17 protein-coding genes and 1 riboswitch are annotated in these 24,076 nt (G+C 38.5%); of the genes, 13 read left to right on the top strand and 4 right to left on the bottom strand.

The features are described 5' to 3' along the window. Nucleotides 1–69: 69 nt before the first annotated feature. From hldE to PMI_RS11650, 3 genes are all read left to right on the top strand, one after another. The gene (hldE, locus tag PMI_RS11660; protein WP_004249466.1) at nucleotides 70–1,494 is read left to right on the top strand and encodes a bifunctional D-glycero-beta-D-manno-heptose-7-phosphate kinase/D-glycero-beta-D-manno-heptose 1-phosphate adenylyltransferase HldE; all 1,425 of its coding nucleotides are present in this window, start codon (nucleotides 70–72) and stop codon (nucleotides 1,492–1,494) included. Nucleotides 1,495–1,704: 210 nt separating this feature from the next. Next, complete coding sequence (locus PMI_RS11655; RefSeq protein ID WP_004250214.1) at nucleotides 1,705–2,658, top strand: reverse transcriptase domain-containing protein; 954 nt, start codon at nucleotides 1,705–1,707, stop codon at nucleotides 2,656–2,658. Then, nucleotides 2,658–3,965 carry an AAA family ATPase gene (locus PMI_RS11650; RefSeq protein WP_004250215.1) on the top strand — a complete coding sequence of 436 codons (1,308 nt, stop codon included), beginning with the start codon at nucleotides 2,658–2,660 and terminating at the stop codon, nucleotides 3,963–3,965. The genes PMI_RS11655 and PMI_RS11650 overlap by 1 nt, the downstream gene beginning before the upstream one ends. Before the next feature lie 60 nt (nucleotides 3,966–4,025). Here the strand turns inward: PMI_RS11650 and ubiK are convergent, their stop codons facing one another. Continuing rightward, nucleotides 4,026–4,340, bottom strand: a complete 315-nt coding sequence (gene ubiK / locus PMI_RS11645; RefSeq protein WP_004249470.1) for a ubiquinone biosynthesis accessory factor UbiK — start codon at nucleotides 4,338–4,340, stop codon at nucleotides 4,026–4,028. A gap of 201 nt (nucleotides 4,341–4,541) precedes the next feature. Continuing rightward, a riboswitch (FMN riboswitch) is annotated at nucleotides 4,542–4,701 on the top strand. Nucleotides 4,702–4,825: 124 nt separating this feature from the next. On the opposite strand from ubiK, the gene ribB reads away from it, so the two are divergent. Continuing rightward, nucleotides 4,826–5,479: a 3,4-dihydroxy-2-butanone-4-phosphate synthase gene (gene ribB, locus PMI_RS11640; protein ID WP_004245565.1), complete on the top strand. Its 654-nt coding sequence runs from the start codon at nucleotides 4,826–4,828 to the stop codon at nucleotides 5,477–5,479. A gap of 175 nt (nucleotides 5,480–5,654) precedes the next feature. Beyond that, nucleotides 5,655–6,440, top strand: coding sequence for a 4,5-DOPA-extradiol-dioxygenase (ygiD, locus tag PMI_RS11635; protein WP_004249471.1), 786 nt, complete (start codon nucleotides 5,655–5,657; stop codon nucleotides 6,438–6,440). 139 nt (nucleotides 6,441–6,579) lie between these two features. Here ygiD and PMI_RS11630 read toward each other — a convergent pair whose 3' ends face one another. From PMI_RS11630 to tolC, 3 genes are all read right to left on the bottom strand, one after another. Continuing rightward, nucleotides 6,580–7,743: a glutathionylspermidine synthase family protein gene (locus PMI_RS11630; RefSeq protein WP_012368326.1), complete on the bottom strand. Its 1,164-nt coding sequence runs from the start codon at nucleotides 7,741–7,743 to the stop codon at nucleotides 6,580–6,582. Nucleotides 7,744–7,750: 7 nt separating this feature from the next. Continuing rightward, a complete protein-coding gene (locus PMI_RS11625; RefSeq protein WP_004249472.1) occupies nucleotides 7,751–8,479 on the bottom strand; it encodes a DUF1190 family protein in 729 nt (242 codons plus the stop codon). A 328-nt stretch (nucleotides 8,480–8,807) separates the two neighbouring features. Then, entirely contained in the window at nucleotides 8,808–10,205 is a 1,398-nt protein-coding gene (gene tolC, locus PMI_RS11620) for an outer membrane channel protein TolC (RefSeq protein ID WP_004245559.1), read from the bottom strand. Nucleotides 10,206–10,418: 213 nt separating this feature from the next. On the opposite strand from tolC, the gene nudF reads away from it, so the two are divergent. The 8 genes from nudF to pta all read left to right on the top strand — a co-directional run bounded on the left by nudF (nucleotide 10,419) and on the right by pta (nucleotide 24,010). Further along, nucleotides 10,419–11,048 (top strand): ADP-ribose diphosphatase, encoded by a 630-nt coding sequence (gene nudF / locus PMI_RS11615; protein WP_004245558.1) that lies wholly within the window; start codon nucleotides 10,419–10,421, stop codon nucleotides 11,046–11,048. A gap of 231 nt (nucleotides 11,049–11,279) precedes the next feature. Then, the gene (cpdA, locus tag PMI_RS11610; protein ID WP_004250217.1) at nucleotides 11,280–12,119 is read left to right on the top strand and encodes a 3',5'-cyclic-AMP phosphodiesterase; all 840 of its coding nucleotides are present in this window, start codon (nucleotides 11,280–11,282) and stop codon (nucleotides 12,117–12,119) included. 3 nt (nucleotides 12,120–12,122) lie between these two features. Then, nucleotides 12,123–12,713: an esterase YqiA gene (gene yqiA, locus PMI_RS11605; protein WP_004245556.1), complete on the top strand. Its 591-nt coding sequence runs from the start codon at nucleotides 12,123–12,125 to the stop codon at nucleotides 12,711–12,713. Between the two features lie 107 nt (nucleotides 12,714–12,820). After that, nucleotides 12,821–14,716 (top strand): DNA topoisomerase IV subunit B, encoded by a 1,896-nt coding sequence (gene parE, locus PMI_RS11600; protein WP_004245554.1) that lies wholly within the window; start codon nucleotides 12,821–12,823, stop codon nucleotides 14,714–14,716. Nucleotides 14,717–14,749: 33 nt separating this feature from the next. After that, entirely contained in the window at nucleotides 14,750–17,707 is a 2,958-nt protein-coding gene (gene parC, locus PMI_RS11595) for a DNA topoisomerase IV subunit A (RefSeq protein WP_004245552.1), read from the top strand. 64 nt (nucleotides 17,708–17,771) lie between these two features. After that, the gene (locus tag PMI_RS11590) at nucleotides 17,772–18,521 is read left to right on the top strand and encodes a 1-acylglycerol-3-phosphate O-acyltransferase (protein ID WP_004245551.1); all 750 of its coding nucleotides are present in this window, start codon (nucleotides 17,772–17,774) and stop codon (nucleotides 18,519–18,521) included. A 354-nt stretch (nucleotides 18,522–18,875) separates the two neighbouring features. Further along, complete coding sequence (gene ftsP, locus PMI_RS11585; RefSeq protein WP_004250218.1) at nucleotides 18,876–20,297, top strand: cell division protein FtsP; 1,422 nt, start codon at nucleotides 18,876–18,878, stop codon at nucleotides 20,295–20,297. A gap of 458 nt (nucleotides 20,298–20,755) precedes the next feature. Beyond that, nucleotides 20,756–24,010, top strand: a complete 3,255-nt coding sequence (gene pta / locus PMI_RS11580; protein WP_012368325.1) for an autotransporter Pta — start codon at nucleotides 20,756–20,758, stop codon at nucleotides 24,008–24,010. The last annotated feature ends 66 nt before the right edge of the window (nucleotides 24,011–24,076 follow it).

Genomic DNA, 24,076 nt, shown 5'->3' with positions numbered 1-24,076 from the left:
GTTTCGCTTTTTGCGTAACAAGTTATGGTATTATTTCGGCTTATTTTTGAAAATAATGTGGAGTATGGGATGAAAGTAACGCTGCCGGATTTTAATAAAGCCAATGTGCTGGTTGTCGGTGACGTCATGTTAGACCGTTATTGGTATGGTCCTACAAGTCGGATCTCACCAGAAGCACCTGTGCCTGTGGTAAAAGTAGATACCATAGAAGAGCGTCCGGGTGGTGCAGCTAACGTTGCAATGAATATTGCTTCTTTAGGGGCTAATTCTCGTTTGGTGGGGTTAACCGGCATCGATGAAGCGGCAAAAGCATTAAGCAATACATTAAGTCAGGTTAATGTGCGTTGTGATTTCGTCTCTATTGCGACACATCCAACTATTACTAAATTACGTGTCCTATCACGTAACCAACAACTTATCCGCCTTGATTTTGAAGAGGGATTTAGCAATGTCTCTCCAGAGCCAATTTATGAGCGTATTCAACAAGCATTACCCTCAATGGGTGCCTTAATTTTATCGGATTATGCTAAAGGTGCACTTTCTCACGTACAGCAAATGATCCAATTAGCTAAAAAAGCAGGTGTGCCGGTACTAATCGATCCTAAAGGCAGTGATTTTGAACGCTACCGTGGTGCCACACTATTAACACCGAATATGTCAGAGTTTGAGCAAGTGGTGGGCGTTTGTCATACAGATGATGAGCTAGTAGAAAAGGGCACTCAACTAGTAAAAGATTTAGCACTTGATGCACTATTGATCACTCGTTCAGAGCGGGGCATGAGTTTATTACAAGCCAATGAAGCGCCATTGCATTTACCCACTCAAGCACAAGAAGTTTATGATGTGACAGGGGCGGGAGATACGGTTATCGGTGTGCTTGCCACTGCGTTAGCTGCAGGCAAACCATTAGCGGAAGCGTGCTTTCTTGCCAACGCTGCGGCTGGTGTGGTTGTGGGGAAACTGGGAACGTCAACGGTTTCTCCTATTGAGCTTGAAAATGCTATTCGCGGGCGTGCTGATAACGGCTTTGGTATTATGGAAGAGTCACAACTCAAACAAGCGGTTGCTTTAGCGCGTCAACGTGGTGAGCGCATAGTGATGACAAATGGTTGTTTTGATATTCTTCATGCTGGACATGTTAGTTATTTAGCTAATGCACGTAAATTGGGTGATCGCCTGATTGTTGCGGTAAATAGTGATGCATCAACTAAACGCTTAAAAGGTGAGAGTCGCCCAGTAAACCCATTAGAGCAACGAATGACCGTATTAGGCGCGTTAGGGGCGGTTGATTGGGTTGTCGCGTTTGAAGAAGATACCCCACAGCGTTTAATTGCATCAGTATTGCCTGATATTTTAGTAAAAGGTGGCGATTATAAACCCGAAGACATTGCTGGCAGTAAAGAGGTGTGGGCTGCGGGTGGTGAAGTGAAAGTACTTAATTTTGAAGATGGTATTTCCACAACTAATATTATTAATGCCATTAAAAAGAAATAATTAAGCTGTTTATTATAATTGAAAGGGCACTCTAATGAGTGCTTTTGTTGGATGTACTTGCCGTTTATGTTGGAAATGGCTATAATATAACCATACTCCTGACTAGCGAGTTATCTCCAGTCATAAAGGGAGTCCCTAAAGGCAGTATAAATATATTAGAAAGGGTGAAGAGAGATTCTTCACCCTTTCTAATATATAGGGGGAAAGAATATGAAATTAGAGGAAGTCTTTAATTTTTATTTTAATGGAAAAGAGAGTTTCGAACAATTTTATACATTATCTTTAAATGATCATATTAAAGAATTTAATTTTAATAATAAAAAATGTTATTCAATCAGTGATGAATTAAAAACAATTCAACTATTTTTATCTAAATTTATTTTTGAAAATATAGAGTTTAGAAAAGATTTAGTTTACTCTTATCGAAAAGGAGTTAATGTAGTAGATTGTATTTCTCCTCATAGGTTTAATAATTATATATATAAAACAGATATTGAAAATTTTTTTCCATCTATAGGCTATGACTTAATAAAAAATAAAATAATAGAAAAAGTAAAAGATATTTCTTTTTTAGATACAAATGATGTAATGGTTCATTTATCTAGAATATTAGAGTTAGTTACTATAGATAAAAAACTACCTATAGGTTTTTCGTCATCACCAGCTATAAGTAATTTTGTTATGTATGATATTGATTGTAAAATAGATTGTTTTGCTAAAAATAACGATTTAATATATACAAGATATGCGGATGATATTATTTTATCAGGTAAAAATAACTTAGATAAGAATTCAATTAACCAAGAGATTAATAATATATTGAATTATAATCAGGATAATGTATTTCATTTAAATGATAAAAAAACAAAAATAATAACAAAAAAATTTGAAAGGAATATATTAGGTATAAGCATTTCTCCTGTAGGAACTCTTTCGATAAGTCGTCAGTTAAAAAAAGAGATAGAAGTTAAAATATTTTTTCTTATTAATAATAAAGATAAATTTGTCAAGTTTTCAGAAATGGATGAAATGAGTGCAATATTTTCTTTAGCTGGAAAATTATCTTATGCATTAGGTGTTGATCCAGTTTATATAAATAAGCTAAGACGTAAATATGGTAATTCAATAATTAATAAATTAATTAAAAATAAAGGTGATTTGTGATGTTTATATCACTAAACATTAAATCATTACAACACATTAATAATGTTTTATTAGATTTCGATTTTTCCAATAGGAATTTAATTTGTATAACTGGCCGGAATGGAATAGGGAAAACATCTATAGTAAAATCATTATGCTTATTAAAAGATATAAGTGTCTTAAATAAGACATCTTCAATTTTCAGTATAAATAAAGAAACTAATATAACAATATCTATAAATAAAAACAATTATCATTATTATTGTAATAACGGAGAAATTGATTCAAAAGATATTATTGATGAAAGTTTTTTAAATGTTGAACTCCCTATTCCTTATGGAAAACGTTTCTCTAATTTTCCTGTTTTAGGTAATATTGATAAAGAATTAAGAGAGAGTTATATTAAGGGAGAGTTTAATAAAAATATAGAAATAATTTATTTTTTGAGCCAAATCTATATAGGAGAGAGATTCTCATCACTCAAAGAGGTAATAATAAGAGGTAATAAGTATTATTTTCTTCCTCTTGATGGATATAGATATATTAGAGAGGATTATTTTAGCTCTGGAGAGTACTTTGTAATAAATCTATATAAGACAGTAACTTCTGATTGTAAATTAATTGTTGTAGATGAAATTGATATTTCTCTTGATGCCTCTGCTCAAGTTAGATTAATACAAGCCCTCAATAATTTGTGTGATAAATATAAGAAAAAAATAATATTTACAACACATTCTCTTCCTATTATGAGAGTGTTATATCAACAGGTTGGTGAGTCTATATTTTATTTAGAGAATATTAATTCCAGGCTAATTATGAGAGAAGTCTCATATAGTTATATTGTGGGTGAGCTTTTTGGTTTTAAAGATTATGATAAATATATTCTAACAGAAGATATAATGTTGGAAATTTATTTAAAAAGATTAATTTCTAAAATTGATACAAATAAATCAGTAAAGATTATTTATATAGGTGGTGCTTCAAATGTTATAGATTTTATGAGAAGAAATAAGCGGGAAAACTTTATTTGTGAAAGTAAACATATGATTTCTTTTTTAGATGGTGACTCTCGAGGTAAAGTATCTGGAGATAATATCTTATATAGTCCATTTTTAGATATAGAAGATGAGTTTTTTAGAAAATATACTGAAGAAAATAATAGATTTAATTTACCTTCAATCGGGGTTGATAATTGTAAAAGTAAATATTACTGTAAAACAGTAATTAAAGATATTGGTTACGAAGCTTTTTTTAATATCCTCGATATTGATTTTGAAGATAAAATAGAACAAACAATAGCCGAACTAAGAGAATTTATTAACAAATGAAAGTTATTTTTGAGAAAACACCCTGTCCGAATGTGGCACAGGGTGTTATTACACTATCAACTAAGCTTTACTGTCATTCCCAGTTTCAACAATAACATCAACTTCTTCAATCTGTGCAACTTCCGCTGGCGCTTGTTGTCCTGCTTCCAACTCATTTAAACGTTGCTCTAAACGAGCCAATTTTTCGCGAGTACGTAACAGCACTTGTGTTTGCACATCAAATTCTTCGCGATTAACCAAATCTAATTTGTTTAATTGAGATTGAAGTATTGCACGGATTTTCTTATCAATATCATCACCTAAATCTTTGATACCTTGTGGTAGTACATTTTGGATTTGGCGAGCGACTTGTTCAATTTTTTTTGGGTCCAGCATGGATAGTCCTCACAATAAAATAGAAAGCTATGCTAAGTGTAATATGAGGGCTGTGGGAATAAAACCTGATATCGATATTATTGTTATATTTTTATGATAAATCGTTAAATTATTTGCCTATCAATAACAGATTAGTGTGATTTGACAAGGGTTATTGTGGATTGGGATTGCCTCTTATTATTTTAAAGCGTATAGTTTCTCTGTTTATCTCAGGGCGGGGTGAAAGTCCCCACCGGCGGTAGATACCTGAATAATCAGGTAAAGCCCGCGAGCGCTTTGTATTACCAATGTGATGCAAAGGTCAGCAGATCCAGTGTAATTCTGGAGCCGACAGTTAAAGTCTGGATGGGAGAGAATAAAATAGCATCAGTGGGATCCTTGTATCCATTCCTGTTGTTTCTGCTTGTCTATTTATACAGCAGAGATCCACTCCTAAGACTGCCCTGGTTCTGGTAACTTTCATTAATTATTGAGGTTTTTTTACCATGAATCAGACGCTACTTTCCGAATTTGGCTCTCCATTAGAGCGTGTTGAGCGTGCGCTTGAAGCCCTTCGTGCCGGTAAAGGTGTGATGGTGCTTGATGATGAGAACCGTGAAAATGAAGGCGATATGGTATTTGTCGCAGAAACCATGACCACAGAACAAATGGCGATGTCTATTCGTCATGGCAGTGGTATTGTGTGTGTCTGTATTACCGAAGAGCGCCGTCAACAACTCGATTTACCTATGATGGTAGAAAATAACACCAGTCATTTTCATACCGCATTTACGGTAACTATTGAAGCGGCCCAAGGGGTGACTACGGGAGTTTCAGCAGCAGACCGTTTAACGACAGTACGTGCAGCTGCTGCTGATAATGCAAAACCAAGTGATTTAAATCGTCCAGGTCACGTATTCCCATTACGAGCACAACCTGGTGGTGTATTAACACGTGGTGGACATACTGAAGCTTCTATTGATTTAGCAACGTTAGCGGGTTTTAAACCTGTTGCCGTGTTATGTGAATTAACCAATGACGATGGCACCATGGCCAGAGCGCCAGAAGTTGTCACTTTTGCTAAACAGCATGATATGCCAGTGTTAACGATTGAAGATTTAGTGGCTTATCGTCTTCGCGAGGAGAAGAAAGCGGGCTGAAATTAACAAGTTAAAACGACACTGAAAACACACACACACTTATTCAAGCCACTTAAGTTTCCCTAAGTGGCTTTTTCATATTTTTTGAATAACTATTTCACACTTCTTTGACTATATTTCAAGTAAGAAGGCAGTATGCTAAATGCCATAGATAGCAAGATGATAAGAGGTGATTATGGACAGAAAATTGATGCCAGCGCTATTTGTTGGACATGGCAGTCCAATGAATGTATTGGAAGATAATAAATATACTCGCCTCTGGACGACGTTAGGAGAGACACTGCCTAAGCCTAAAGCAATATTAGTCATCTCAGCGCATTGGTATACGCAAGGGACTTATATTACAGCGATGACTCATCCTAAAACAATTCATGATTTTTATGGATTTCCACCAGAGTTATACCAAATAGAATATCCTGCAAAAGGCTCCATTGGTCTCGTTGCATTAATTGAAGATCTGATTGATCCGATGAAATTAAAACTGGATATGGAGCAATGGGGATTCGATCACGGTAGTTGGGGAATATTAGAGAAGATGTACCCTAATGCTAATATTCCTGTTGTTCAGTTAAGTATTGATGCTAACCAATCGCCACAGTGGCACTATGAGTTTGGAAAAAAACTGGTTGAACTACGTAGAGAAGGTGTATTAGTGATTGGCAGTGGAAATATCGTTCATAATTTAAGAATGATGGATTGGCAAAATGACCAAGCAGAGCCTTACTCTTGGGCATTATCTTTTAGTGAAACAGTAGAGCGCTGTTTACAAAGTGATAAAGTGCCTGAAGCGCTTTTTACCATTTTATCAACGCAAGAAGGGCAACTCGCACACCCAACAGCAGAACATTTTTTACCTGCATTATATCTACTCGGTTTAAAACAGCCGGATGAAAAAGTAACTTTATTAAATAATGATATTATTAATAAATCACTTAGCATGATGACCTTTCAAATTGGGTAAAATATTCAATAAAACTAATTGATAGAATGTTAAGCCTAAATTTATTTTTTAGGTGTGCCATAAAGCCCCGCCCTTTAGCTCAGGGCGGGGAGGGGGTCAATGCTAGACAATAAGTTTTGCTATCACAGCAATTGCGTTATTAATCTAAGATAATATGTGGATAGAAACGAGACAGATCTTGCGTGATAAGCTCTTTATCTTCTCTAATACAAATACCTGCAGATTGGTCGTTAACTAGCCAGCTACCAATTAATGTATAGCTATCACCAAATTTTGGCAGTGGATGGAAGTCCTGAACAATAAAGCCTTCTTCACCGTAAGGGCCATCAGCAACAGCGATATCTTTACCATTTTCAACGATACGAATATTCGCCCCTTCTCGTGAAAAGAGCGGTTTGATGACATAGCGTGATAATGAATCTGGCGCTTTACCGTCATAAAAATAAGCCGGTAATAAATTAGGATGATTAGGGAACATTTCCCACAGCATTGGCAGTAACGATTTGTTGGAAATAATACTTTTCCAAGCTGGCTCTAACCAACGGATCCCTGCATCAGCAAGTTTGGTCGAGAAATCTTCACGGAACATAAACTCCCAAGGATAGAGTTTAAACATATTGCTGATGATCTGGTCTTGTAGATCGGTCAGCTCACCCCGTTCACCTAAACCAATATCTTCAATAAAAACGAAATCGGTAGTGACTTCGGCTTCTTCTGCACAATCTTGTAAATATTGTACGGTACCGCGATCTTCTTGCGTATCTTGGCAACATGACATGTGCAGATAACGCATACCATATTGATCACGCAATTGAGCGAATCTGTCGATCAATTTTTCTTGGATACTATTAAATTGATCGGCATTTTGTGGCAAACGACCCGCATTGATTTGATCTTCAAGCCAGATCCACTGGAAAAAAGCAGACTCATACAATGAAGTTGGTGTGTCGGCATTATTTTCGAGTAATTTTGCCGGCCCCTTACCGTCATAAGCTAAATCAAGACGTGAATAAAGCGATGGTTGCGAGGTTTTCCATGACTCACGGACAAAATCCCAGCAATGGCGAGGAATTTGAAAACGAGTCAATAGCTCTTCACTATTAGCCACTTTATCAGCGACTTGTAAGCACATCTGATGAAGCTCTTCCGTGGTTTCTTCTAATGTTTCCACTTCTTCCATTGAGAATTGATAATAAGCATCTTCACACCAGTAAGGCTCGCCATACATGGTATGGAAGTTAAAACCATATTCAGTGGCTTTTTCGCGCCAATCAGGACGTTCAATAATTTGTTCGCGTTTCATGGTTTAATTAACCACCTGCACGATATGAAGAGGAGCCTGTTGAGCTACGGTTGTTATTCGTCGCGCTTGCACGTTGAGCTGCCGCTTGTCGTGAAACGGTATTACCAAAGCCACCACGCGTAATGGTTGATGTTGTAGATGGTTTTGGAGTCATAGCTGTTTTAGGGACGTTCATTTGACGACCACCGACAGCAGGACCATAGTTACGACCCGTTGCATCAACAAACTTACCATTAGCTGGGCTGCTTGGATTACGCGAGCTAAATAAAGGCTGTGCTGGTGCGCCACCACCCATTAAACGCCCCATCATATAACCTGCCATCAGTGGCATAAAGAAGCTACCACCAGAGTTAGCTTGTGCCATTTGTGAACTATCAGGGTTGAGGTTATTGGCGTTTTCGGTGTTAACGGGGTTACCATCAATTGAGGCAGTTTGTGTACATTGCGCATCACCAAATTCAGCAACACAATCTTCCATTGTTGCGTATTTAGGTGCAGTACGTTGCGCTTCTTGTAATGCCGTGCGGTAAGAATCTTCACATTGTGCTGCTTGTGATGGATTCGCTTGCGCACATTCTTGTGCATTCATATACAGTGAAACCGTCTCATCACTCTCTTCACACCCTGAAAGGGCGAATACCGCGGTGATGGCGATGGCAACAGGCGCCAGACGATAAGGGCGAAATGCTTTACGAAAAGCATCGCGATTAATCGATTTGGTACGTTTCATTGTCATATTGGTAAGATCCATAAAAAGTAAAACGTTCAAAATAAAAGCTAGGATAGGTTAAATAGGTTAGAAAATAAATAAGAAACACCTAATCATCAGCGATTAGCAGAAATTTGTGATCTTCATAGGGATAATGGCAATGAAATCAGCTAAATCCTCTATTTATTAAACAAATAATGATTGGGTTATTTATAAACTTAAGTAATGGGCATTAGGTGAATTTATTTTTAATCTATTTGTAACCAAAAATGTTTTTTCTCGCTAGTGTATAAAAAAACCGCTTACCCGTATATCACTGTAAGCGGTTTTGATGGTTAACGGTGTCTATTAACGATTAATTTGTCGTATTCAGTACGGGACTTGTTAATGGACGAATAATGTTGTCAGGGGAAGTAGAAATCTCTTCACCCAACGCATTATTTAACTGAATTAAGTCATTTTCGTTTAAGGTACCACGTGCATATTGAATATTTAATTGGTTAATCAAATAGTCGTAACGTGCACTTGATAATTTTTGTTTAGCATCATAAAGCGTTGTGGTCGCATTTAAGACATCAACAATAGTACGAGTACCCACTTGATAGCCAGCTTCAGTTGCATCTAAAGAGCTTTGCGCTGACACAACCACTTGTTGATAGGCCTTAATGCTACTGATGGAGGCTGAAATATTGTTATAAGAAGAACGTGCAATTTGTACGATAGAGCGGTATACCGATTCTAACTGCTCACTGGCACTGGTAAAGCCATATTGAGCTTGTTCTACTTGTGAGCTCGTTCTGCCACCTGTATATAATGGAATGCTTAAAGAGAGTCCGATGCTGCTTTGACCATTATAGCTATTACGGCTGTTAGCAGGTGTTTCTGGTGGTAAAGCACTACCATGATTATGACTGTTTGAGACACCCGTTGAAGCATTTAAATTTACGGTTGGCAAATGGCCTGATTGCGCTAAACGAATATTTTCACGTGCTAAATCTTGACCTAAACGAGCACTGAGTAGACTTAAGTTACGCTCTTCTGCGTCTTTTAACAGTTTATCAATGGCGTCTGGTGGAGTGGTGGAAAAACGTGCGATATTAAGTGAAGCCAGATTAATATAATACACACCGCTGACTTGGCGCAGTTTTTCTAATGCGTTATCCAGTTCATTACGTCCAGCCACTTCTTGTGCCAACACGCTGTCGTAGTTTGCACGCGCATTTTGTACGTCAGTAATCGCAACAAGCCCTACATTAAAACGCTGTGTAGTTTGATCTAATTGGCGATAAACCTGCTCTTTTTGTGCTTCAATAAATGATAAGGAGTCAATGGCACGCAGAACATTAAAATAAGCTGTTGCGGTATCTAAAATAAGCTGTTGTTGGCTTGTTTGATAGGTAACATCACTCATACCCGCCGTTTTTTCTTGCATGGTCAATTGACGCCATAAAGACATATCAAAAATAGTCTGAGTCAGCGTTAAATTCGCACCAAGAGAGTTAGACTCGGTATTTTTAGCATCACGATAGCCACTTTTATAATCAATAGAAGCGCCTAATCCTAATTGTGGTAATAATGGGCTACGTGCCTCATTGATTTTCTCAAAAGCTTGATTGCGTTCAGCTAATGACTTACGTAATTCTGGGTTACTGTCCTTTGCTTTTTGATAAACTTGTAGCAGATCCTCAGCCTGACTTGCAGTGCTGAACCCTGCCAAACTCATCGTGACTAAAAGAGAGAGCAGTTTTTTCATTTTAATTCCTTGTTGCAACAGTTTCGCTGAGTTGCCTCTGTTAATCTTGTATAGAAACAATTCTAGCAGATTGTTTCCCTAAGTAGGGGTAGCCATTTGTGCCATATCCTTTTATTTTAGGTTAACTTTACAGGATTTGCGGGCAAATATCTTTAAATCTGTATTAAACGTATGCAATAAAAAAAGACTTAAGTATAACCAGAGGAATATTGTATGAACAAAAAGGAAAATACACCATTTTTATATACACGTAATGATGTTGAGCTGATAAGTAAAAAAACACTCTATAAAGGCTTTTTCCGTATGAACGAGTATCGTTTCAAACACCGTTTATTTAAGGGAGGATGGAGTGCCGAAGTTAAGCGAGAAGTGTTCGAACGTGGTCATGCGGGTGTTTTATTGGCTTATGATCCTAAACGAGACGAAGTTGTATTAATCGAACAAATTCGTATTCCAGCTTATGAAACCAGTCAAACACCTTGGTTATTAGAAGTGATTGCCGGCATGGTGGAAGAAGGAGAAAGCCCTGAAGAGGTGGTAAGACGGGAAGCCACAGAAGAAGCGGGGATCACAATAGGTCGTTGTAAGCCCATTGTAAGTTACCTTTCAAGCCCCGGAGGAACCAGTGAGCGGATGTATGTCTATGTAGGGGAAGTGGATGCCACAACAGCAACAGGCATACATGGGCTAGCTTGTGAAAATGAAGATATTCGTGTTCATGTCGTCAGCCGAGAGCAGGCTTATCAATGGGTTGAAGAAGGGATAATTGATAATGCCGCTTCCGTCATCGCACTTCAGTGGTTACAGCTTCATCATGTCACCTTAAGAAAAGATTGGTTGTGATAATTGCCAAAAGAAACTTTATTCGTCACTATGAAAAGATATGATAAATGACGTAATTATCTTTAAAGTATATGAATATACAATCGATTAAGCTTGAACATAAGAGATAAAAAATGTGACTGGTAGCGAGAATATTTCTCAATAATCTTTTGAAATGTGTATTGGGTGGCAGATCTTTAATACAAAATTACGTTAAAATAACGGCTAGTAAGAGAGAAACAAGGAAACCTTTTGGAAAGCCAGCTTGAATTGTCGGTGGATCAACAACACACCGTTAGAATATTACAAATCACAGATACCCACCTTTTTGCTAATGTGGATGATACCTTGTTGGGAATTAATACCTATCGTAGCTATCATGCGGTATTGGACGCGATTAAACAGCAAGGGTTATCGATTGATTTGATTGTTGCTACTGGGGATTTAGTTCAAGATCAATCCTTTGCAGCTTATCAGCATTTTGCTGATGGGATTGCAAGATTACCTTCACCTTGTGTGTGGTTACCCGGTAATCATGATTATCAACCAGCAATGATTGATGCTTTAAATCAGGCAGGCATTCTGTCGGCAAAACAAGTGTTAATTGGTGAACATTGGCAATTGTTATTATTAGATAGCCAAATTCAAGGTGTTCCCCATGGCGAGTTATCTGACTGTCAGTTAGATTGGCTAACACGCTGTCTAGAAAGCCACAAAGAAAGAGATACTGTGATCTTATTGCATCATCATCCGATGCCTTCTGGCTGTACTTGGTTAGATCAACATAGTTTAAGAAACTCTCACCAGTTAGCTGAGCGTGTTAAAGATCACCCTCAAATAAAAATGATGCTATGTGGTCATATTCATCAAGAAATGGATGAAATGTGGAATGGTATTCGCTTATTAGCAACACCCTCTACCTGTATTCAGTTTCGCCCGCATTGTACTAATTTTTCTTTAGATACCGTTTCGCCAGGTTGGCGCTATTTGGAGTTATCATTATCTGCACAGGGTAAGAGGAATATTGATACTCAAGTACATCGTCTAGCGGGTAAAGATTTTTGTCCAGATCTTGACGCGGATGGCTATTAAGTCATGTCTCGTATCCTCTATTTACATGGTTTTAATAGCTCGCCTCAATCAGCCAAGGCGCAAGGGTTTAAACAATGGTTATCAGTCACTCATCCTGATATTGAGCTACTTGTACCCCAATTACCCCCTTATCCTCAGCAAGCCGCTCAATTAATTGAAAAATTAGTAAAAGATAATGCCAATGATAAGTTAGGATTAATTGGCTCGTCGCTGGGGGGCTATCTTGCTATTTGGTTATCACAACGTTTTCATTTACCTGCAGTGGTGGTGAATCCTGCGGTTCGCCCGTTTGATTTGCTACAGGATTTTTTAGGCGATAATGAAAATCCTTATACTCATCAAAAGTATAGATTAGCACCTCACCATATGGATGAGTTACTTGCCTTACGTATTCCTACGATAACTTCCCCCGATCTTATTTGGTTGCTTCAACAAACTGGAGATGAAATACTTGATTATCGTCAAGCGGTTTCATATCTTGGCGCTTGTAAGCAAACAGTAGAGCAGGGAGGAAACCATGCTTTTGTTAATTTTGAACGTTTTTTCCCGGAAATTGTTCAGTTTTTGAAAATAACATCGTTTTCGACTCATTAACCTGCAATACTGGGGTTGATGTCTCAATTCAAAAATGAATATCATATTACCGCTAACACCTGTTATTATAAACAGTATTCTCAAACAGTGAACCGCAGATTAAAACAATGACTCAATCAAGTTATAATGCAAAGGATATTGAGGTTCTTAATGGTCTAGAGCCTGTACGTCGGCGTCCTGGTATGTATACCGATACCACTAGACCGAACCATTTGGCACAGGAAGTGATAGATAATAGCGTGGACGAGGCGCTTGCGGGGCATGCAACCAAGGTCGAAGTTATCTTATATGCAGACCAATCTATTGAGGTTATCGACAATGGGCGAGGAATGCCGGTTGATATCCATCCAGAACTGAAAGTCTCTGCTATTGAGCTGATCCTTGCCCATCTTCATGCCGGAGGAAAATTCTCCAATAAAAACTACCAATACTCTGGTGGCTTGCATGGTGTCGGGATCTCAGTGGTTAATGCGTTATCAAAGCGTATTGAAGTCACCGTGCGCCGAGAAGGCAAAATATATCAAATTGCTTTTGAGAACGGTGATAAAGTTGAAGAGCTACATCAAATAGGTACGTGTGCTAAACGAGATACAGGAACCAGTGTTCATTTCTGGCCGGATAGCACTTACTTTGATATTCCTCGTTTCTCATCAAAAAGCTTATCTCATGTATTAAAAGCCAAAGCGGTGTTGTGCCCAGGCGTCAATGTCTCTTTTACCGATAAAGTCAATAATACCCAAGAAACGTGGTGTTACGCTGATGGTTTAACTGACTATTTAAGTGAAGCTGTCGCTGAATTTGTTCGCCTGCCTGAAGAGCCATTTACAGGGAAATTTGAAGGTGATAACGAAGCCGTTGAATGGTCAATGCTTTGGTTGCCGGAAGGCGGTGATTTACTCACAGAAAGTTATGTGAACCTCATTCCAACCGTACAAGGTGGTACACACGTTAATGGTTTGCGCCAAGGTGTATTAGATGCCATGCGCGAGTTTTGTGAATTCCATAATTTATTGCCAAGAGGCATTAAATTAACCGCAGATGATACATGGGAGCGTTGTGCTTATGTGTTATCAGTAAAAATGCAAGATCCTCAATTTGCAGGACAAACCAAAGAGCGTCTATCGTCACGTCAAACCAGTGCCTTTGTTGCTAGTGCAGTAAAAAATGCATTTAGTTTATGGTTAAACCAAAACGTTCAAGTCGGTGAATTACTCGCAGAAATGGCTATTAGCAGTGCGCAACGACGTATGCGTGCGGCTAAAAAAGTGGTGAGAAAAAAACTGACTTCGGGGCCTGCATTGCCGGGTAAATTAGCAGATTGTACTTCGCAAGATTTACGTTATACCGAACTCTTCTTAGTTGAAGGGGACTCAGCGGGTGGCTCTGCTAAACAAGCTCGCGATCGTGAATATCAAGCGATTATGCCTCTACGTGGTAAAATTCTTAATACTTGGGAAGTCTCTTCTGATGAAGTATTAGCGTCACAAGAAGTGCATGATATTTCTGTGGCGATCGGGATGGATCCTGATAGTGATGATTTAAGCCAATTACGTTACGGAAAAATTTGTATCCTTGCGGATGCGGACTCCGATGGTTTACATATCGCCACTTTGCTTTGTGCTTTATTTGTTCGTCATTTCCCGGCATTAGTAAAGCAAGGTCATGTCTATATGGCTATGCCACCTCTTTATCGTATCGATTTAGGTAAAGAAGTGAGTTATGCCCTTGATGAAGCAGAAAAGAACGCTATTTTGCAACGCCTTAGCCGTAAAAAAGGTAAGCCAAATGTGCAACGCTTTAAAGGCTTAGGTGAGATGAATCCACTGCAATTACGTGAGACAACGCTTGATCCTAATACACGTCGTTTAGTGCAATTGGTGATTGATGATGAAAATTATCAAGAAACGTTGGGCATGATGGATATGTTACTTGCCAAAAAACGTTCTGAAGATCGCCGTAACTGGTTGCAAGAAAAAGGCGACGAAGTTGACATCGAAGTGTAATGGAACTCACCAAGCGTCTGAGGAAAATATTGAATGAGTGAACTGACTCATGATGGTGTAGAGCGCCAACCGCTCCACTTATTTACGGAAAATGCCTATCTCAATTATTCAATGTACGTGATTATGGATCGTGCATTGCCTTTTATTGGCGATGGGTTAAAGCCAGTACAGCGTCGTATCGTCTATGCGATGTCTGAATTAGGTTTAAACAGCAGTGCTAAATTTAAAAAATCAGCACGAACAGTGGGGGATGTATTAGGTAAATATCATCCCCACGGTGATAGCGCCTGTTATGAAGCCATGGTATTGATGGCGCAACCCTTCTCTTATCGTTATCCATTAATTGATGGGCAAGGTAACTGGGGGGCTCCGGATGATCCAAAATCTTTCGCAGCTATGCGTTATACCGAGTCTCGCTTATCTAAATATTCACAGATCCTGCTAAGCGAATTGGGACATGGTACTGTTGATTGGATCCCCAATTTTGATGGCACCCTGCAAGAGCCAAAAATGTTGCCTGCTCGTTTACCTAATATTTTATTAAATGGGACAACGGGGATTGCTGTCGGTATGGCAACGGATATTCCGCCACATAATGCGCGGGAAATCGGCCAAGCATTAACCATGCTATTAGATAATCCTGATGCTGGGTTATCTGATGTTATGCAATATGTACAAGGACCTGATTATCCAACAGAAGCGGAAGTGATCACCGCTCCTGAGGATATCAAAAAGATTTATAAAACAGGACGTGGTTCTATTAGAATGCGTGCTGTTTGGCAAAAAGAAGAGGGTTGTGCGGTGATAACAGCTCTCCCTCATCAAGTCTCTGGTGCTAAGGTACTTGAACAAATTGCTGCATTAATGCGAGCGAAAAAATTGCCTTTAGTTGATGATTTACGTGATGAGTCAGATCATGAAAATCCTACTCGATTGGTGATTGTTCCTCGTAGTAATCGCGTCGATTTAGAACAAGTCATGTATTACTTATTTGTAAATACAGACTTAGAGAAAAGTTATCGCGTTAACCTCAATATGATTGGGTTAGATAACCGTCCTGCTGTGAAAGGGCTATTAACCATTTTAAATGAGTGGTTAGTTTATCGCCGTCAAACCGTAACCAATCGTTTAAACCATCGCTTAGAAAAAGTATTACGCCGTTTAGAAATTCTAAAAGGTTTATTAATCGCTTATCTCAATATTGATGAAGTGATTGAGATCATCCGTTATGAAGATGAGCCAAAAGCGGAATTAATGCGTCGTTTTGCATTATCAGATATTCAAGCAGAAGCGATTTTAGAGTTACGTTTACGTCACTTAGCTAAGCTTGAAGAGATAAAACTGCAAGCTGAAAGTGATGAACTGGAAAAAGAGCGCGACAGTATTGAAAAACTGTTAAATTCTCCTCGCCGTCTCAATACGTTATTGAAAAAAGAGATAGAGGCAGACGCTAAAGAGTTTGGTGATGAACGACGTTCTCCTATTCGACCTCAAGAAGAGGCGAAAGTGGTTAATGAACAAGATATGTTGCCATCAGAGCCTGTGACTATTGTGCTTTCTGAAATGGGATGGGTGCGTAGTGCGAAAGGGCACGAAATTGATCCTAGTACCATGAGTTATCGTGCCGGAGACAGTTATCATAGTGCGGTACGGGGTATGAGCAACCAGCCAGTATTGTTCCTTGATTCAACGGGTAGAAGCTATAGTTTAAGTCCCAATGACATGCCATCAGGCCGTAGCCAAGGTGAGCCTTTAACCGGTAAATTGACCTTCCCACCTGACGCCAGCGTAAAATATATGTTAGCGGGAGCCGCTAAACAGGAGTATTTACTGGCAACAAAAGAGGGTTATGGCTCTGTACTCAGTTATGAAGAGATGGAGACAAAAAATAAAACCGGTAAAGGGCTGTTAACGGTTTCAGATGAAACAGAATTGCTAGCGCCTTTCTTAGTCGATGCAGAAAAGAAAAACAATCAACATTGGTTAGTTATTATCACCGATAAAACACGTATTCTGGCGATATCTGCAGAACATCTAAATGAGATGAATAAGAAAGGTCGAGGCACTCGCTTAGTTGCATTAGGCAAAGAGCAAAGTGATGTTATCGAACAAATCGTGTTAATAGCAAAAAATGAAGCCCTCACATTTACTGTTGATGGTCAACAACAAACATTAAAAGCAGAAGAGATTAGCTATTTTAGTGGTGATGTTGGCGATGAGCCTATCCCATTAAAACATCTTCACCCTGAAGCGGTTACCGTGATCATGTCCGAAAAAGGGCTTATCCGTTGCCAAAAAGGCCATAACATTGATGCGAAATCAGTGGGCTTTAAAACAGGGGATGATTATTTTGACGCAGTTGAAGGAATGAGCAATCAAGCGGTACATCTGATTGATACCACGGGTCAAAGTTATACTGTTGATGTTGACGCATTACCATCAGGCCGTAGTAAAGGTGATGATTTAACTGGACGATTAAAAGTCCAAAAAGGGGCTCAATTACGTCATGTAGTGATGGGGGAAAGTAGCGATAAGATCTTAATGGCATCCGACGCTGGTTATGGGTTTATCTGTAGTATTGATGACTTAACCTCTAAAAATAGAGCTGGTAAATCATTATTAACATTACCTGAAAATGCATTACCATTACCACCTCAACGCTTAAATGATGAATTGAGTGATTTGATCATGATCATTACTCAGGGTGGGCGAATGCTGATTTTTGAAGCCTCTGAGTTGCCAACTATGGTAAAAGGAAAAGGTAACCAAATGGTTTCTATTCCTGCTTCACAGGCTGCAAGTGGTGAAGATAAAGTCGCTTGGTTGCGGGTATTACCAGAAAATGCCAGTGTTACATTGCATTTTGGTAAACGTAAACTCACGATGTCGATGAATGAATTACAGACATTTAAAGCCAAACGTGGTCGTCGTGGAACCTCGCTCCCTCGTGGTGCACAAAGTATCGATCATATAGATATCGAAACTCATTAATTTTAACTTTCAATGTAGATTAGTGGGTCATATGACCCACTTATTATTAGGACGCTAAAAGCTTATGCTAGCCATTATTCGAGGCATTATTGTCATTCTGTACACCATTATTGTGGTGACTTTTGGGATGATCTATTGCATGTTTTCTCCCAGAAATCCGAAACACGTAATGACTTATGGACGTTTATTCGGCAAATTATCACATGTCTTTGGGATCAAATTAGTTGAGCGTTTTCCTAAAGAAGCTAAAAGTTATGGACCCAGTATCTATATTGGTAACCATCAAAATAACTTTGATATGGTGACAATGTCGAATGCGGTACAACCTAATACCGTGACGGTGGGCAAAAAAAGCTTGGTGTTTATTCCTTTCTTTGGACAGCTTTATTGGATCACTGGCAATATTTTGATTGATAGAGGTAATCGCTCTAAAGCCCATAGCACCATCACTCAGGTTGCAGAGCAAATCAAAGCGAAAAAAATCTCTGTATGGATGTTTCCTGAAGGAACACGTAGCCGAGGACGTGGTTTATTACCTTTTAAAACAGGGGCTTTTCACGCGGCGATGCAAGCGGGGGTGCCTATTGTGCCTGTTTGTGTCTCTACCACACAAGGTAAGATAAAATTAAATCGCTGGAATAATGGCTACGTGATTGTTGAAATGTTGCCTCCCATTGATGTATCAAAATATAACAAAGATCAGGTGAGAGAATTAGCTGAAGATTGTCGTCAGATCATGAAGGCTAAAATTGAAGAGCTTGATAAAGAAGTGGAAGAAATGAATAAACGCGATTTTGCAGGTAAGTTAAATTAACGGTCTGTAATTTATTTAATTGTTTATCATACCTAATGCCAAATCGATTAGATTTGGCATTTTTATAACATCATGATTTTAATGGTTTAATTATATACTTTATAATGGCTAACAATAAACGTTATAGGTTGATTGATCGTTTGAATATATCCCGATTTTCGGACGGATATTGTCTTTAATAAATTAAAATGCACTAAGTTATCAACTATTTTTAGGATTTATGTCATATCCGCGTTATTATGCTGTCATAATTTGATTTAAGTCTTTTGTCTTTAAATATCACAGCAGCTTTTTTCCTATCAGTTGATCCTCACTCGTGGGATAGGAATATGGGTATTTTGTTGCGGAGAAAGTATGTCATTTAGTCGTCGCCAGTTTTTACAGGCTTCAGGCTTAGCGGTATGTCTGGGCTCATTATCTTCATCTGTTCGTGCAGGATCAGTTAGTGATAGAAAACTACCTATTCCCCCATTACTTGAATCACGTAATGGTCAGCCTCTTTTTGTAACGTTACAAAAAGTGCATTGGGCCTTTGATGGCACACAAAAAACAGAAGTCTGGGGCATTAATGGCTCAATGCCGGGTCCGACAATCAAAGTAAAAAGCGGTGATGATGTCAAACTGATTTATAGCAATCGCCTTAATGAACCCGTTTCTATGACCGTAAGTGGCTTATTAGTTCCGGGAACACAAATAGGTGGAGCTGCAAGGATGATGTCTCCGGGAGCCTATTGGTCACCGGTGTTGCCTATTCGTCAAAAAGCGGCCACCTGCTGGTATCATGCGAATACGCCTTTTAAAATGGCGCCTCATGTCTATAACGGATTGGTAGGCATGTGGATTGTTGAAGACGAAGAGAGCAAATCGTTACCATTGCCTAAACATTATGGGGTAAATGACTTTCCTATTATTCTTCAAGATAAACGCCTTGATAACTTTGGAACGCCACAGTACGACAAAGAAGCCGCGACAGAGGGATTTTATGGTGACACATTATTAGTGAATGGCTGTGAAGATCCTTATATTGAAGTATCAAGAGGTTGGATTCGTTTACGCTTAGTTAATGCCTCGAATGCTCGACGTTATGAGTTATCGGCGAATGATGGTCGCTCACTCTATCTGATAGCCTCTGATCAAGGTTTGTTAACGTCACCGGTAGAATTGAAATCTATTCCTATGGCACCGGGTGAGCGACGTGAAATTCTTATTGATCTATCAGAAGGCGAAGAAGTGACTATCACTGCTGGGCAAAGTGCCGGATTTATGGATAGATTACGTGGTATTTTTGAACCTTCTAACTTATTGCGCAATACCAATGTGCTAACCATCAAGCCTACTGGACTGATGTCACTGGTTACCGATAAAGTTCCACAACAGTTGGTGGTGGATGACACACAAATTACCACCTCAATTCAACCGAGAACGATCCAATTACAAAACAGTCCTCCTGGTATTAATAATGCGCGTTGGGAGTTATCAAGGATCGATCTTGTCGGTAAACAAAATGGCTGGGAACGTTGGTTAGTGACAGTGGAAACACCACAACCTTTTCATATTGAAGGTGCACGTTTTAAAGTGATTAATCATGATGGACAAAAACCAGCGCCTGCTGATTTTGGTTGGAAAGATACAGTGTGGATCGAAAAACAGAGTGAATTATTAGTTGAGCTAAAACAGCCTTCTTATTCCCATTTCCCTTTTGTTTATTATAGCCAAATACTCGAAAATGCGGATAAAGGGATTGCGGGGCAAATGGAAATCACGCCATCAGAATAAAAATTAAGTAATATCACGTCAAAAATTAAAATAAAAACAGTATTTTTAAAATAAAGATACTGTTTTTTTTATTACTATAAAATTAAGAAAAATAAATTTTTCATACTAGAATTAAATAGCTAAATCAGATTATAAAATAAATTGTTAATTAATTTAGCTATTATGTTTTTTTATTGGTTTGCTTTTTATCAGCTTTATTTAGCTATTGAAAGCTGTCAGTATTACCGTAGAAAACGTTAAATCTATTTATTTATATAATATTAGATTATGTTTTAAAATTGTTTAATTAAACTATTAAGTTGTGATTTGTTAGGCAATCTATCTATTTTTGTGGTTTAGCTTCGTATATTTGAGAGATCCCTCAAGTAATTATTGTTATAAAAAAGAGAGGATCGCTACGTCTTTTGTTTTTATTCCTTAATTAATGTTATCCCTTTCAACATAACAGAAGGTACAGAATGAACAAAGAAATAGCTTTAAGTCACCATCCCATTAATCAGAAAAAAAATACCACAAACTCTCTATTTCAACTCTCCCTTATTACTTCGGCACTTCTTTTTTCTGGCTATGCTGTTGCATATTCAGAAGTTGGACAATTAGGTAATAAACAAAGTTGGGAAAGCCCTGAATATCAAAAAGACTGGGGGCTTGCAGCCATGAATGCCTCTAGTGCTTATGCTCTGGGTTTTCATGGTCAAGGTGCTAAAGTCGGGGTGATGGACTCTGGTGCACTGCTCTCACATCAAGAGTTGAGTGGATCTCGTTTTCATGCAGTAAAAGCCAAAGGTGAATATGGCTCTACGGGAATGCGCTATCCACAAGAAATGGGCGGACATTATGAAAAAGGCCAAGTCTTTGATGTTGATGGTAATTGGATCAAAGGGGTGAATGATACCCATGGCACACATGTCACTGGTACTGTGGGGGCTAACCGTGATGGTAATGGTATGCATGGTGTGGCGTGGGGGGCTGATATTTATTTAGGGAATACTGGGGCAACAGACAGCAATAACTATGGCCCTTATCAAGACTATACCTATTTCTATACTGGCTGGAAAGCGATGGTCGACGCGGGTGCGCAAGTGATTAATAATAGCTGGGGGACTAACCCGCGCATTATTAATACAGATAAAACAGAGGGGCCTGATGGTGGTAATACCACGATACATATGCCTGTTAACACCACGGCACAGACAGAATACGAATATTTCTACTTTAAAAAAGTCTATGGTGATAAACCTTCCTTTGTTGATGCTGCTTATGATGCAGTTAAAGGAACGAATGTTGTTCAGGTCTTTACAACGGGTAATCGCGACTTTGCTCAACCTTATTATCGTCCTCTTTATCCTTATTTTAATCCCGAAGCCGAACAGCATTGGATTGCGGTGGCAGGATTGAAGCAAAATGCGGATAACACCGGTTATGTATTAGAAAAAGTCTTCAATGAAGCGGGTAATGCAAAATGGTGGACAGTGGTTGCACCAGGTCGAAATATCTATTCTACAGTGGTTGATAAAGAGGGAAATCCAGGTTGGGATACCTTTAGTGGTACTTCAATGGCAGCTCCTCATGTGACGGGGGCGATGGGAGTATTAATGTCTCGTTATCCTTCCATGAACGCCATTCAAGTTCGTGATGTCATGTTCACTACCGCTAACCATCGTGATCCTGATGGCTCTTTATATGAGAGCTGGACGGCTGCAGAAGGTACTCCCGATGTACGTTATGGGTGGGGAACACCAGATTTAGATAAAGGGATGTATGGTCCGGGTCAATTGCTAGGTAAATTTGAATATAACCTAAATGCGACACCGCTTGATGTGTGGACTAATGATATTTCCCAAACAGCTTTAGATCTACGTAAGCAAGAAGATCTCGCATGGTTGAAAGAATATACCGAAAAAGGTATTGCGGCAGGAGGTGATTATCATCTCGGTACTGATTTTGTGATTAATGATGGCAATCCTGATCCTACATCGCATATTGTTAGCCAAGAAGATGCTGAAAAATGGCGTCAAGAATATTACCAAAAACGCGCTGATGCTATTCAAGCTAAAATTGATGCTGGCTTATATGATGGTGCTTTGGTGAAGCGAGGCGAAGGTACGTTAGTCATGACGGGAAATAATAGTTACCGTGGTGGTACAACTGTCGAACAAGGTACTTTATATGGCTTTAGCGGATCTTTTGGGACGCAAGCCGTCAATGTTAATGGTGGGAAATTAGGTATTATTGAGCGTTATAACGATACTTTTACTCAAAAAGGCCAATTAACCTCAAACCAAAACCATAAAGTAAACATTAATATTAATGATAAAGGTCGTTATTTAGTGACCGCAGGACACAATGTTAATATTGGTAACTTAGTGCTTAATCAAGGAGCCGATATTGATGTGGGGGCGGATAATGTTGGGCAACTAAAAGATATTTATCTTAATAATAGTGTTGTTGTCGGTGAGGTGAATACAGATAGTTTAGTTGATAATCGCACTAAAACGAAAATGTTAGCCAGTAACCGTGTGGTTGCAGATCCAGCCACAACCACTACTGTCACCAATAATGATTATGCTTTATTTGATAAACATATCACGATAACAGATAAAACCATCAGTGGTAGTTTAACTAAGAAAGAAAATACGACTTTAGCCACCTTTGCTGATAATGAAAATGGTCGTGCTATTGCTAATGCATTAGATAATACAGGGAATGGTGAGCTATTTAATGCTGTATTACCGATGAATGAAAATGATCTGAAAACCACTTATCAATCATTGGGTAGTGATATGTATTTAAATGCCAATAATGCCAGTATTGTTAATGTATTGGGTTTAACTCGTACAGTGAAAGATCAGGCTATTGGTATCGGTGATGGTCGCCATGCACAACTAGGTAATAGTAATGCGCGTATTTGGATCAGCGGCATGGGTCAGTGGGGTAAGACGGATTATGGCCACAGTGATATGGATGTTGATTTCTATGTTGGGTTATTAGGTGCTGAAATTGATGTTACTGAAAATACTAAAGCGGGTCTATTTTTCGGTGCAGGCTCCACCAAATATAAAGGTAATCAATATGGAAAGATAGATAGTAATGATATTCATATTGGTGCTTATGGGATCTCTAATCTTTATGATGTTGCCTCATTAAATTATGGATTTACACATACAAACCAAGATAGAGATGCCAAAAGAACACTCTGGATAGGACAAACTGCAGGTTATAACTCAACCAGTTACGATGCGAAAATTAGTCAATTCTTTTTAGAAGGTGCTTATACTCAATTGAATACTAGCCAGTACTCAATTGAACCTTATGCTGGATTTAGTTGGTTAAGAGTATCCACTGATAATATCAATGAAAATGTGGGTAATATGAAGTTTACCACTAAAACAGATGCACAAGATATTCAAGTTGCTACGGTTGGTTTACGTGGTGGATATCCATTTATGGCAGGCAATATTAATATGGCATTAAAAGGTGATATATCAGCAAGCCATCTGTTTGGTGATAATCGCCCTGAATCACGTCTATGGTTATCCAATTCAGGTGAGGCATCACTACGAGGTGGTAAACTAGATAATTTATTTGGTGTTGGTCTAGGTGTTGATGCGCAGTTAAGTAAATCAACCACTTTCGGTATCTCTTATCAAGGTCAATATAATAGTGATATCAATTCGAGTGGTATTAATGCAATATTGAAAATTAATTTCTAAACCTTATTTGTTTTTTGATATTTATAGCCCTTAGTAATAAGGGCTTTTTTTTGTATGAATATGTAG

The sequence above is a fragment of the Proteus mirabilis HI4320 genome, assembly GCF_000069965.1.
GTDB lineage: Bacteria > Pseudomonadota > Gammaproteobacteria > Enterobacterales > Enterobacteriaceae > Proteus > Proteus mirabilis.
Note: the sequence above shows the minus strand (reverse complement) of the source record. Positions and strands in the feature narration are given on the sequence as shown.